This is a genomic window from Streptomyces lydicamycinicus (assembly GCF_000829715.2).
Classification (GTDB): domain Bacteria; phylum Actinomycetota; class Actinomycetes; order Streptomycetales; family Streptomycetaceae; genus Streptomyces; species Streptomyces lydicamycinicus.
On record NZ_BBNO01000005.1, the window covers coordinates 195,219 to 207,850 of the forward strand.

Consider the following 12,632-nt stretch of genomic DNA (forward strand, 5'->3'; position numbering starts at 1 on the left):
CGTCGTGGCCGAGGATCGCAATGAGAGGACTTGAAGCAACCCATGGCGAAGATCCTGAAGTTCGACGAGGACGCCCGTCGCGCCCTTGAGCGCGGCGTCAACAAGCTTGCCGACACCGTCAAGGTGACCATCGGCCCCAAGGGCCGCAACGTCGTCATCGACAAGAAGTTCGGCGCGCCGACCATCACCAACGACGGTGTCACCATCGCCCGTGAGGTCGAGGTCGACGACCCGTACGAGAACCTGGGCGCCCAGCTCGTCAAGGAGGTGGCGACCAAGACCAACGACATCGCGGGTGACGGCACCACCACCGCCACCGTGCTGGCCCAGGCGCTGGTCCGTGAGGGTCTGCGCAACGTCGCCGCCGGCGCCTCCCCCGCCGCCCTGAAGAAGGGCATCGACGCCGCCGTCAAGGCCGTCTCCGACGAGCTTCTCTCCACCGCCCGTCCGATCGACGACAAGTCCGACATCGCCGCCGTGGCCGGTCTGTCCGCGCAGGACAAGCAGGTCGGCGAGCTCATCGCCGAGGCGATGGACAAGGTCGGCAAGGACGGTGTCATCACCGTCGAGGAGTCCAACACCTTCGGTCTGGAGCTGGACTTCACCGAGGGCATGGCCTTCGACAAGGGCTACCTCTCGCCGTACATGGTCACCGACCAGGAGCGTATGGAGGCCGTCCTCGAGGACCCGTACATCCTGATCCACCAGGGCAAGATCTCCTCGATCCAGGACCTGCTGCCGCTGCTGGAGAAGGTCATCCAGGCCGGTGCCTCCAAGCCGCTGCTGATCATCGCCGAGGACGTCGAGGGCGAGGCCCTGTCGACCCTGGTCGTGAACAAGATCCGTGGCACCTTCAACGCCGTGGCCGTCAAGGCCCCCGGCTTCGGTGACCGCCGCAAGGCGATGCTCGGCGACATGGCCACCCTCACCGGTGCCACCGTCATCGCCGAGGAGGTCGGCCTCAAGCTCGACCAGGCCGGTCTGGACGTGCTCGGCACCGCCCGCCGGGTGACCGTCACCAAGGACGACACCACCATCGTCGACGGTGGCGGCAAGGCCGAGGACGTCACCGGCCGCGTGGCCCAGATCAAGGCCGAGATCGAGTCCACCGACTCGGACTGGGACCGCGAGAAGCTCCAGGAGCGCCTCGCCAAGCTCGCCGGTGGCGTCTGCGTCATCCGCGTGGGTGCGGCCACCGAGGTCGAGCTCAAGGAGAAGAAGCACCGTCTGGAGGACGCCATCTCCGCGACCCGCGCCGCGGTCGAGGAGGGCATCGTCTCCGGTGGTGGCTCCGCGCTGGTCCACGCCGGCAAGGTGCTGGAGGGCTCCCTCGGCAAGGAGGGCGACGAGGCCACCGGTGTCGCCGTCGTCCGCCGCGCCGTCGTCGAGCCGCTGCGCTGGATCGCGGAGAACGCCGGTCTTGAGGGCTACGTCATCACCGCCAAGGTCGCTGAGCAGGACAAGGGCAACGGCTTCAACGCCGCCACCGGCGAGTACGGCGACCTGGTCAAGGCCGGCGTCATCGACCCGGTCAAGGTCACCCGCTCCGCCCTGGAGAACGCCGCGTCCATCGCCTCGCTGCTGCTGACGACCGAGACCCTGGTCGTCGAGAAGCCCGCCGAGGAGGAGCCGGAGGCCGGTCACGGTCACGGCCACGCGCACTGACGCGAGCCGTCGCGCACTGACGTGAGCCGTCACCTCGGCTGACGCGCCGCGCCGGACTGCTTCACCCGAGACCCGGTTCCCGCTTGGCGGGGGCCGGGTCTTCGGGTTTCCGGCGCGCGGCCGGGGCCCTGCCGGGGCCCCGGCAGGTTCACGCCGAGTGGTGCAGCTCCTCCCGCCGTACGGGGGTGAGGAACGGGCGGCCGCGGCCGTAGCGTTCGAGTTCGTCGAGGGCGTGGTCGGCCAGGCGGTGGAGCTCGGTGCCCAGGGAACCCGCCACATGCGGTGTCAGCAGCACGTTCGGCAGGTCGTACAACGGCGAACCGGGGCGCGGGAGTTCGGGCTCGGTGACGTCGAGGACGGCGTGCAGCCGGCCGGTGACCAGCTCGGGCAGCAGGGCCGCCTCGTCGACCAGCGAGCCGCGGGCGGTGTTGATCAGGGTCGCGCCGTCCGGCATCAGGGCCAGCTGCCGGGCGCCCAGCAGACGGCGGGTGGCGGGCAGCTGCGGGGCGTGCACGGTGACGATGTCGCTGTCGGCGCAGAGCGCGTCGAGCGGAACCGGGGCCGCGCCGAGCCGGGTGGCCTTGGCGGCCTCCACGTACGGGTCGTACAGCAGAACGCGCAGGTCGAAGGGGCGCAGCAGTTCGATGACGCGGCGGCCGATGCGGGAGGCGCCGATGACGCCGACGGTGCGGCGGTAGTTGCCGGCCCCGGCGAGTTCGCCCGGCCAGTCGTGGGGCGCGCGCAGACCGCGGTAGCGGTGGGCGGCGTGCAGAACGCGCTTGTTGGCGAAGAGGATCGCGGCGAGGGTGTATTCAGCGACCGGGAGGGCGTTGGCGGCGGCGGCCGAACTGACGGCGATGCCGCGGTCCCAGCAGGCGTCGGTGAGGTGGTGCTTGACCGAGCCGGCGGCGTGCACGACGGCCCGCAGCCGGGGGGCCGCGGCCAGCACCCGGTCGGTGAGCGGTGGCGCGCCCCAGCAGGTGAGCAGCACCTCGGCGCCGGCGAGGGCGGCGGCGACCTCGGGGGTGGGGTCGGCCAGATCGTGGGCGACCAGGTGCGGATCCGTACGGGCCAGGGCCGCGAGGCGGGTGTGGTGGCGGGCGCCGAGGAGCCGGCCGGCGACGCCCGGCCCCATCGACAGCAGCAGACCGGGCCGGACCGGTGGCGTTTCCGCAGGTCCTGGGGGACTGTCAGAGGTGGGGTGCATAGTGCTGAACGGACCTCCTTCGCGGTCGTCCGCCGTCGCGCCTCGCTCGTCCGCGTCGCGCGTCGCCGGCCGGTTCGCGTCGTTGTGCGTCCTGTGCCGTTCCGCGGGGACGGGCCCGTGGACGCTCCGTCCCCCGCACCCCACCGCCCCGCCCCGCGCGCCACGGCCATGGCACCACCCCGGCGCCGCCCTCGGCAACGGGCCGGATGACCCGGCGTCAGCGGGGCCCGTATTTACGGCCGGTACGGGACGTCAGTCCCCCCAGCACGCCGCGGGGCGCCAGCTTCACCGCGCCCATCAGCGCCTTGTACCGCGGATCCGGAATGGACAGCGACTTCCCCCGCGTCAGGTCCTTCATCGCGGCGTCGACCAGCTTGTCGGCGTCCAGCCACATCCACCCGGGGATGTTGTCCGTCCCCATCCCGGCCCGCTGGTGGAACTCGGTCCGTACGAATCCCGGGCACAGCGCCATCAACCGCACGCCGCTGCCCGCCAGATCGCGCGCCGCGCCCTGGGTGAACTGCACGACCCAGGCCTTGCTCGCGCCGTAGGTGCCCCGCGGTACGAACGCCGCCACCGACGCCACATTGACCACCGCGCCGCGCCGCCGGTCCCGCATCCCGCGCACCCCGGCCGTGGTCAGCCGCAGCACCGCCTCACAGTGCACCTTGAGCATCGTCAGCTCGTCGGCCATCGAGACCTCGAGGTACTCGCCCTTGTTGCCGAAACCGGCGTTGTTCACCAGCAGGTCCACCGGGTGCTTGGGGTCCGAGAGCCGGGCCTCGACGGCTGCGATGCCCTCCTCGGTGGCCAGATCGGCGCTCAGCACCTCCGCCTCGATGCCGTGCCGGTCGTGCAACTCGGTGGCCTGCTCGCGCAGTCGCTTCTCGTCGCGGGCCACCAGCACCACGCTGTGGCCGTCGCTCGCGAGCCGCCGGGCGAACGCCGCCCCGATGCCCGCTGTCGCTCCCGTGATCAATGCAGTCGTCATACGGGCACGCTATCCGCCCCGGGCACGGCGCCCGAGCCCCAACCCCCGCGGCGCGGCCGCCCCACGGCCCACCGGAGGCAGATCCTCCGCCGCCCGCTCCGGGCCCCACCGCCCCGGGCCCGGCGGAACCGCTCAACCCGCCGCCCGCTCCGCATACTTCCGCGCCTTCTCCCGCGCCTCCTCCGGCAGCGCCGCATCCGCCTCCAGCAGCCGCGGCAGCAGCTCCCGCCGGGTCGTCAGGGCCCGGAACATCAGCCCGATCGTCACCTCGTGATCCGGCCGGTGCGTCACCTCGACGGCGTCCCCGGCGCGGATCTCGCCCGGCTCGATCACCCGCAGATACGCACCGGGCACCGCGGCCTGGGTGAACCGCCTGATCCAGCCGCGCTCGCCGAGCCACGCATGGAACGTCCGGCACGGAATCCGCGGTGAGGTCACCTCCAGCAGCAGCCGCGGACCCACCCGCCAGCGCTCGCCGATACGGGCGCCGGTGACCTCGACGCCCGACGTGGTGAGGTTCTCGCCGAAGACCCCATTGGCCAGCTCGCGGCCCAGCTCCCGCTGCCAGTCGTCCAGATCCTCCCGGGCATAGGCGTAAACGGCCTGGTCGTCGCCGCCGTGATGGCGCAGGTCGACCACCGCGTCACCGGCCAGCCCGCTGCCGCCGACGCCCTTGGGACCCGGCGCGGACACCGCCACCGTCCCGTCCACGGGCCGCTTGTCGATGCCCGTACCGCCCTCCGCAGTGGTGTGCCGGCACGGGGTCGGCCGCCCCAGGTTCACGCTCAGCAGCTTCATACGGTGCTCCGTAACTCGGTCGTGCGGCGTGCTCCGGGACCGGCTTCCGCCGGCGTCGCCCCAGCTCATACGCGCCGCTGATGCACGCTAGCCGTGTGCCCCAAAAGCAATGACGCAATTTTTCCCGATCGATCCAAGCGGCGCTTATGCTCGAAATATGATCGAGGCCCGTCACCTCCGTGTGCTGCGCGCTGTCGCCAGGTCCGGCTCGTTCTCGGCCGCCGCGCGTGAACTGGGCTGCACTCAGCCGGCCGTCAGCCAGCAGATGAAGGCGCTGGAACAGTCCGCCGGCACCCCGCTGCTGGTCCGCGCGGGCCGCGAGATGCGGCTGACCCAGGCGGGTGAGGCGCTCGTCCGGCACGCCGTCGGCATCCTGGCCGGGCTCACCGCCGCCGAGGAGGAGATCGCCGCCATCGCGGGCCTGCGCGCAGGACGGGTGCGGCTGGTGTCGTTCCCCTCCGGCAGCTCGACGCTGGTGCCGACGGCCCTGGCGACGATGCGCGCCGCGCATCCGGGCACCCGGGTCTCGCTGGTCGAGGCCGAGCCGCCGCGCTCGATCGAGATGCTGCGCAACGGTGACTGCGAGATCGCACTGGCCTTCCGCTACCCCGAGGTGCGCGGTGCGGACCCGGCGGCGGGGGCGGAGTGGGACGACCTGGTGGTGCGCCCGATCCTGGCGGACCGGCTGGTCGGGCTGGTGCCGGCCTGCCACCGGCTGGCGAAGGCGGGCGTCGCGCGCTTCGCCGACTTGGCCGACGAACCGTGGATCGCGGGCTGTCCCCGCTGCCGCAGGCATCTCGTGGAGGTCTGTGAGAGCGCGGGCTTCACCCCGCGGATCGACTTCGCCACGGACGACTATCCGGCGGTCATCGGCCTGGTCGGGGCCGGTCTGGGAGTCGCCGCGCTGCCCGAGCTGACCCTCGCGTCGGTGCGTCCCAAGGGGGCGACGGCGGTACGTCTGGAGCCTGCCGTCCATCGCGAGATCGTCGCGCTCACCCTGCCGGATCTGGCGCAGGTCCCCGCCGTCGAGGCGACGCTCGACAAGCTGGTGGACGCCGCGGGGCGCTGACGGCCCGGGGCCTTCGGCTTCGGCGCCATGCAGGAACGTTTCTTCAGGAGCGGTCCGCTCCCGGGGTGTCAGGCGCCGGAGGCGCCCGGGTGGCCGGTCATGGAAGAGGCGGGGACCAGCCGGTGCCGGGCCCGGCCCATGAGTTCCTCGCGCTCGTCCTCCGTCAGTCCGCCCCACACCCCGTAGGGCTCACGAACGGCCAGTGCATGCGCCGCGCACTCGGCCCGTACCGGGCAGCGCATGCAGACCTCCTTCGCCGATGTCTCACGCGCGCTGCGGGCCGCTCCGCGCTCACCTTCGGGATGGAAGAACAGCGAGCTGTCCACGCCACGGCAGGCGGCCAGCAGCTGCCAGTCCCAGAGGTCTGCGTTCGGGCCCGGGAGGCGGGAGAAATCTGCCATTGCTTGTCCCCTCGAAGCGATGCTGATTCGGGCTCGGTGCTCACGACGGTACATCTACTGTCGAAGTAGATGTAAATATGACTCATTGCGAATCTAGTCATAGTCACCACGAAAATGGAAGAAAGAGAGCCAAATAGGGCATAGGGTGCACGCGCGGATGCCGGTCGCCCATTGAGTCGTCTGCGTATCCGGCTCCTCACGGAGCGTGCTGAACTCGGTCGCCGAAGCCGTAACTCTTTCGAGTGACCGTCGTTGAGAGTGCGGAGGCGGTTGGCAGAGGTAGACCCCGGGCAAATGTCCGAGGGCCGTCAATCGCTCAGGTGACGATACGTACCAGCCTGGAGGCTCAAGGTGACGCGCATCAGCTGCGGAGGGCGGTCATGACATCCGTCCTCGTCTGCGACGACTCCCCGCTTGCCCGAGAGGCGCTCCGTCGGGCGGTTGCGACCGTGCCCGGCGTCGAGCGCGTGACGACCGCGGCCAACGGCGAGGAAGTCCTCCGCCGCTGGGGTGCCGATCGTTCGGATCTGATTTTGATGGACGTACGGATGCCCGGTCTCGGCGGTGTCGAGACCGTGCGCCGGCTGCTGTCGGCGGACCCGGGCGCCCGGATCATCATGCTCACGGTGGCCGAGGATCTGGACGGGGTCGCGCTCGCGGTCGCCGCCGGTGCCCGCGGCTATCTGCACAAGGACGCCTCGCGCGCCGAGCTGCGGGCGACGGTGACCCAGGCGCTCGCGGATCCGACGTGGCGGCTCGCCCCGCGCCGGCTGCGGTCCGCCGAGATGGGTGCCGCGCCGACGCTCACCGCGCGTGAGATCCAGGTGCTGGAGGGCATGAGTCACGGCCGCTCCAACGCCGAGATCGGCCGTGAGCTGTTCCTCTCGGAGGACACGGTCAAGACCCACGCCCGGCGCCTCTTCAAGAAACTCGGCGCCTCGGACCGAGCGCATGCGGTGGCCCTGGGCTTCCGCTGGGGACTGGTCCGCTAAGGCGTTGTGACGTGCAGCGACGCGGGGGAGTGAAGATCCCCGCCCGCCGTGTGGCGGGCGGGGCGGCAGAGCGCCCCGCGGCCGTCGGCGTACGACGGCGGTCCGATTCGCCGCGCGGTGCCGCATCCTTGGGAGTATGGAGTTCCTCGGGGACGGGCCGGTCGGGCACGAGGGGAGGGCGCAGGACATGACATCAGCCGGCGCACCTGCCGCTCATAACGCTTCAGTGCACAAGTGCGGACCTGATGCCGCGGATCGCGCGGCGCCAAGGCACCATGGTCCGATGCGCGATGACGGGAAGCAGGAAATCGGCGATCTCGTCGCACGCGCCGTAGAGGGGGACCAGCGGGCCACCCACGATCTTCTGGCCCATGTGCACCCCCTCGCCCTGCGCTACTGCCGTACCCGGCTGTCGCGGCTGCCGGGTGATGCCCGGCACTTCGTCGAGGATCTGGCGCAGGAAGTGTGTGTCGCGGTGCTCTGTGCGCTGCCGCGCTACCGCGACACCGGCAAGCCCTTCGAGGCCTTCGTCTTCGCGATCGCCGGCCACAAGGTCGCCGATCTCCAGCGCGCCGCCATGCGGCATCCGGGCAGCACCGCCGTGCCGTCCGACGAGATGCCCGAGCAGCCGGACGACTCCCTCGGTCCCGAGGAGCGGGCGCTGCTGAGCAGCGACGCCGAGTGGGCCAAGAAGCTGCTGGCGAATCTTCCGGAGAACCAGCGTGAGCTGGTGTTGCTGCGGGTCGCCGTCGGGCTGACGGCCGAGGAGACCGGGCAGATGCTGGGGATGTCGCCCGGTGCGGTGCGGGTGGCCCAGCACCGTGCGCTGAGCAGGCTGCGGGCGCTGGCCGAGCAGTAGCGGTTCCCGGTCGGAAGCGGCCGGATGTCGCCGTAGAAAAGCACAAGTGACGAGGCCCTCATCGCTCGTGGAATGGGCCACCCCATTAGGCCGTTAGCATGGGAGTCCGCGCTGAGGCAAGAGCATTGGGGAAGGTGTCATGAGTGACAACGTCGACGGTATGCCCGCCAAATTCGCCATGCTCGGGCTGACATACGACGACGTGCTGCTGCTGCCCGGTGCGTCGGAGGTGCTGCCCAACGCGGTGAGCACCGCGTCCCGGGTCTCGCGCAACGTCACGGTGAACATCCCGCTGCTGTCCGCGGCGATGGACAAGGTCACCGAGGCGCGGATGGCCATCGCCATGGCGCGGCAGGGCGGCGCGGGTGTGCTCCACCGCAACCTGTCCATCGAGGACCAGGCCAACCAGGTCGACCTGGTCAAGCGCTCCGAGTCCGGCATGGTCACCGACCCGATCACGGTCCGCCCGGACGCCTCGCTCGCCGACGCCGACGCGCTCTGTGCCAAGTTCCGCATCAGCGGTGTGCCGGTGACGGACGCCGCGGGCAAGCTGCTGGGCATCGTGACCAACCGCGACATGGCCTTCGAGATGGACCGCAGCCGTCAGGTCCGCGAGGTCATGACGCCGATGCCGCTGGTCACCGGCAAGGTCGGCATCTCCGGCGAGGACGCCATCGAGCTGCTGCGCCGCCACAAGATCGAGAAGCTGCCGCTGGTCGACGACGCGGGCGTGCTCAAGGGCCTGATCACCGTCAAGGACTTCGTCAAGGCGGAGAAGTACCCGAACGCCGCCAAGGACGCCGAGGGCCGGCTGGTCGTCGGTGCCGCGGTGGGCGTCGGCGGCGAGGCGTACGAGCGGGCCCAGGCGCTGGTCGAGGCCGGTGCCGACTTCCTCGTCATCGACAGCGCGCACGGCCACAGCCGCGGCATCCTCGACATGATCGCCAAGGTCAAGTCCAACATCAACGTCGATGTCGTCGGCGGCAATGTCGCCACCCGCGACGGTGCCCAGGCGCTGATCGACGCGGGCGCCGACGGCATCAAGGTCGGTGTCGGCCCCGGCTCCATCTGCACCACCCGCGTCGTCGCCGGTGTCGGCGTACCGCAGGTCACCGCGATCTACGAGGCCGCGCAGGCCGCGAACGCCGCGGGTGTGCCGCTGATCGGTGACGGCGGTCTCCAGTTCTCCGGTGACATCGCCAAGGCCATCGCGGCCGGTGCGGACACGGTGATGCTGGGCTCGCTGCTGGCCGGCTGCGAGGAGTCGCCCGGCGAGATGGTCTTCATCAACGGCAAGCAGTTCAAGTCGTACCGCGGCATGGGTTCGCTGGGCGCGATGCAGTCCCGCGGCCAGGCCCGCTCCTTCTCCAAGGACCGCTACTTCCAGGACAACGTGCTCTCCGAGGACAAGCTGGTCCCCGAGGGCATCGAGGGCCAGGTGCCCTACCGCGGCCCGCTCGCCTCGGTCGCCCACCAGCTGATCGGTGGTCTGCGCGCCTCCATGGGCTACGTCGGCTCCGCCGACATCCCCGAGCTCAAGGAGAAGGGCCGCTTCGTCCGGATCACCGCGGCGGGTCTCAAGGAGAGCCACCCGCACGACGTCCAGATGGTTACCGAGGCGCCCAACTACTCTCGTCGCTGAGCGTCCCCGGTCGACAGGGACCGGATGACAGCACTGAGCACCGATGCCCGCGGCCGCTCCCCGGCCGCGGGCTTCGGTGTGTCGGGGATACTGGAACGGCAGACGTAGAGGGAAAGGCCACACACGTGACTGAGATCGAGATCGGGCGCGGCAAGCGCGGCCGCCGGGCATACGCATTCGACGACATCGCCGTCGTACCCAGTCGCCGCACCCGCGACCCGAAGGAGGTCTCGATCGCCTGGCAGATCGACGCCTACCGTTTCGAGCTGCCGTTCCTGGCCGCTCCCATGGACTCGGTGGTCTCGCCGCAGACCGCGATCCGCATCGGTGAGCTGGGCGGCCTGGGCGTCCTCAACCTGGAGGGTCTCTGGACCCGGTACGAGGACCCGGAGCCGCTGCTCGCCGAGATCGCGGAGCTGGACGGCGCCACGGCCACCAAGCGGCTCCAGGAGATCTACGCCGCGCCGATCAAGGAAGAGCTGATCGGGCAGCGCATCAAGGAGGTGCGGGACGCCGGCGTGGTCACCGCTGCCGCGCTGTCGCCGCAGCGTACGGCGCAGTTCTCCAAGGCCGTCGTCGACGCGGGCGTGGACATCTTCGTGATCCGCGGCACCACCGTCTCCGCCGAGCACGTCTCCTCCGCGGCCGAGCCGCTGAACCTCAAGCAGTTCATCTACGAGCTGGATGTCCCGGTCATCGTCGGCGGCTGCGCCACGTACACCGCGGCGCTGCACCTGATGCGTACGGGCGCGGCGGGTGTGCTGGTGGGCTTCGGCGGCGGCGCCGCGCACACCACCCGGAACGTCCTCGGCATCCAGGTTCCGATGGCCACCGCGATCGCCGATGTCGCGGCCGCGCGCCGCGACTACATGGACGAGTCCGGCGGCCGCTACGTCCACGTCATCGCCGACGGCGGGGTGGGCTGGTCCGGTGACCTCCCGAAGGCGATCGCCTGCGGCGCCGACGCCGTGATGATGGGCTCCCCGCTCGCCCGCGCCACGGACGCGCCGGGCCGTGGCCACCACTGGGGCATGGAGGCGGTCCACGAGGACGTGCCGCGCGGCAAGCGGATGGACCTCGGTGCGGTCGGCACGACGGAGGAGGTGCTGTTGGGACCGTCCACCGTTCCCGATGGCTCGATGAACTTCTTCGGTGCGTTGCGCCGGGCGATGGCGACGACCGGGTACTCCGAGCTGAAGGAATTCCAGCGGGTCGAGGTGACGGTCGCCCCTCGGCGCTGAGTCCCACGTTGTCGGGTGGCCCGCCGTGCCTGTTTTCGCCTGTCGGCGGGAGGGGTGTGTTGGGGTGGGGCCCCTGGTTTGTGGTGGGTGCCGGGTGCGGGGCCTCCGGGGTGGGTGTTCGGACTGCTTCGCTTTACGTCCGAACACCCACCCCTCCGGCCCCGCCCCCTCCCGCCGTTGAAGGACCCCACCCCGGTGGGGGTGAAGAATGCAAAAGACCAGTAGCTCGGCCCGCACCGCGACGCGGCCGCACTACTGGTCTTTGACATTTCCCCCACCGGACGGGGGTCGCCATCCGTACGGGAGGGGGCGGGCCGGAGGGGCCTGTGTTGTGGACGTAAAGCGAAGCAGTCCACAACACAGGCCCCGGAGGACCGACCCCGCCACCCACCACCAACAACCGCGGCCCCCGCCCAAACAACACCCCCGCCGGAGGCGGCGCGGCGCCGCAGACGACAACGTGGGGCTACAAACGATGCGCGGCGCCCGTAGGGGTCGCTCCCCTCGTGTCCAGGAGCAGCTGCGCTTTCACGGCCAGGCCCTGGAGGTCGTAGGTGCGATGCGGCTGTAGCAGGACCGTCAGGTCGGCGGCGGCCGCGGCTTCGTACAGGGAGTCGGCCCTGGGCACGGGCCGACCCAGCACGTTCCACTGCGGGACGTACGGGTCGTGGTACGTGAGGTGCGCCCCCAGTTCCAGCAGGCGGGCGGCGATCTCGCGGGACGGTGAGCCCGCCTGGTCGCCGATGTCCGGCTTGTAGGTGACGCCGAGCAGCAGGATGCGCGCGCCGCGGGCGGATTTGCCGTGCTCGTTGAGGAGGGTGGCGCAGCGCTGGATGACATAGCGCGGCATCCGGCCGTTGACCTCCTGGGCCAGTTCCACCATGCGGAGCGGGTGGCCCGGTGCACGGCCCTTGTACGCGAGGTAGTTGGGGTCGATGGGTGCGGCGTGGCCGCCCACCCCGGGGCCGGGGCGGAAGGCCTGGAAGCCGAACGGTTTGGTCTCGGCGCAGCGGATGACGTCCCACAGGTCGACGCCGATCTCATGGCAGAAGACCGCCATCTCGTTCATCAGGGCGATGTTGATGTGGCGGTAGTTGGTTTCCAGGAGCTTGGCGGTCTCGGCCTCGCGGGGGCCGCGGGCGCGGACGACCTTGTCGGTGAGGCGGCCGTAGAAGGCGGCGGCCGCTTCCGTGCAGGCGGGGGTGAGGCCGCCAATGACCTTCGGGGTGTTGGCGTAGCGGTGGGTGCGGTTGCCGGGGTCGTGGCGGCCGGGGGAGCAGGCGAGGTGGAAGTCGCGTCCGGCGGTGAGGCCCGAGCCCTCCTCCAGGAGGGGGCGCAGGAATTCCTCGGTGGTGCCCGGGTAGGCGGTGGATTCGAGGATCACCGTGGTGTGCGGGCGCAGCTGTGCCGCCAGGGTGCGGGCGGCGTCGGCCAGGGCGGTGAGGTCCAGGGCGCGGTCCTCACCGAGGGGCGTGGGCGTGCAGAGGACGGCGGTGCGGACCCGGCCGAGGGCGGTGGGGTCGGTGGTGGTGCGGAAGCCGGCGGAGAGCAGCCGGCGGAGTTCGGTGGCGGACAGCGGCCCGTCGGCGCCGGAGAACGCGGCGGTGGGCGGGTCGGGGTCGTAGCCGATGGTGCCGATGCCGGCGGCGGTGGCGGCCTGGGCGAGTGGGAGGCCGAGGTGACCGAGTCCGATGACGGCGAGGTCTGCGGGCATGCTGCGGCCGTCCTTCCCGAGCGACTGCGGATGGCGTGTGCGCATGACGTGTG

General features: G+C 71.1%; 11 protein-coding genes. 6 read left to right on the forward strand and 5 right to left on the reverse strand.

All coding sequences use genetic code 11. The features are described from left to right. Positions 1 to 42 precede the first annotated feature (42 nt). Positions 43 to 1,665, forward strand: coding sequence for a chaperonin GroEL (groL, locus tag TU31_RS18625; protein ID WP_042155947.1), 1,623 nt, complete (start codon positions 43 to 45; stop codon positions 1,663 to 1,665). A 148-nt stretch (positions 1,666 to 1,813) separates the two neighbouring features. Here groL and TU31_RS18630 read toward each other — a convergent pair whose 3' ends face one another. The 3 genes from TU31_RS18630 to TU31_RS18640 form a co-directional block, all read right to left on the reverse strand. Further along, on the reverse strand, positions 1,814 to 2,872 hold the full coding sequence (locus TU31_RS18630; RefSeq protein WP_245698589.1) for a hydroxyacid dehydrogenase: 1,059 nt from the start codon (positions 2,870 to 2,872) through the stop codon (positions 1,814 to 1,816). A gap of 217 nt (positions 2,873 to 3,089) precedes the next feature. Then, on the reverse strand, positions 3,090 to 3,863 hold the full coding sequence (locus tag TU31_RS18635; protein WP_042155951.1) for an SDR family NAD(P)-dependent oxidoreductase: 774 nt from the start codon (positions 3,861 to 3,863) through the stop codon (positions 3,090 to 3,092). A gap of 132 nt (positions 3,864 to 3,995) precedes the next feature. After that, positions 3,996 to 4,661, reverse strand: coding sequence for an MOSC domain-containing protein (locus tag TU31_RS18640; protein WP_042155954.1), 666 nt, complete (start codon positions 4,659 to 4,661; stop codon positions 3,996 to 3,998). Positions 4,662 to 4,818: 157 nt separating this feature from the next. Here TU31_RS18640 and TU31_RS18645 point away from each other — a divergent pair, with 157 nt between their 5' ends. Further along, on the forward strand, positions 4,819 to 5,730 hold the full coding sequence (locus TU31_RS18645; protein WP_042155959.1) for a LysR family transcriptional regulator: 912 nt from the start codon (positions 4,819 to 4,821) through the stop codon (positions 5,728 to 5,730). Positions 5,731 to 5,798: 68 nt separating this feature from the next. Here TU31_RS18645 and TU31_RS18650 read toward each other — a convergent pair whose 3' ends face one another. Continuing rightward, positions 5,799 to 6,131 carry a WhiB family transcriptional regulator gene (locus TU31_RS18650; protein ID WP_042155964.1) on the reverse strand — a complete coding sequence of 111 codons (333 nt, stop codon included), beginning with the start codon at positions 6,129 to 6,131 and terminating at the stop codon, positions 5,799 to 5,801. A gap of 380 nt (positions 6,132 to 6,511) precedes the next feature. Between TU31_RS18650 and TU31_RS18655 the strand changes: the two genes are divergently transcribed. From TU31_RS18655 to TU31_RS18670, 4 genes are all read left to right on the forward strand, one after another. Next, positions 6,512 to 7,123, forward strand: a complete 612-nt coding sequence (locus TU31_RS18655) for a response regulator transcription factor (protein WP_003948568.1) — start codon at positions 6,512 to 6,514, stop codon at positions 7,121 to 7,123. Between the two features lie 283 nt (positions 7,124 to 7,406). Further along, positions 7,407 to 7,982 carry a sigma-70 family RNA polymerase sigma factor gene (locus TU31_RS18660; RefSeq protein ID WP_018090849.1) on the forward strand — a complete coding sequence of 192 codons (576 nt, stop codon included), beginning with the start codon at positions 7,407 to 7,409 and terminating at the stop codon, positions 7,980 to 7,982. A gap of 139 nt (positions 7,983 to 8,121) precedes the next feature. Continuing rightward, positions 8,122 to 9,624 (forward strand): IMP dehydrogenase, encoded by a 1,503-nt coding sequence (guaB, locus tag TU31_RS18665; protein WP_042155968.1) that lies wholly within the window; start codon positions 8,122 to 8,124, stop codon positions 9,622 to 9,624. A 125-nt stretch (positions 9,625 to 9,749) separates the two neighbouring features. Then, the gene (locus TU31_RS18670) at positions 9,750 to 10,865 is read left to right on the forward strand and encodes a GuaB3 family IMP dehydrogenase-related protein (protein ID WP_042155970.1); all 1,116 of its coding nucleotides are present in this window, start codon (positions 9,750 to 9,752) and stop codon (positions 10,863 to 10,865) included. A 466-nt stretch (positions 10,866 to 11,331) separates the two neighbouring features. Here the strand turns inward: TU31_RS18670 and TU31_RS18675 are convergent, their stop codons facing one another. Continuing rightward, positions 11,332 to 12,579 carry a nucleotide sugar dehydrogenase gene (locus tag TU31_RS18675; protein WP_042155974.1) on the reverse strand — a complete coding sequence of 416 codons (1,248 nt, stop codon included), beginning with the start codon at positions 12,577 to 12,579 and terminating at the stop codon, positions 11,332 to 11,334. Positions 12,580 to 12,632 lie beyond the last annotated feature (53 nt).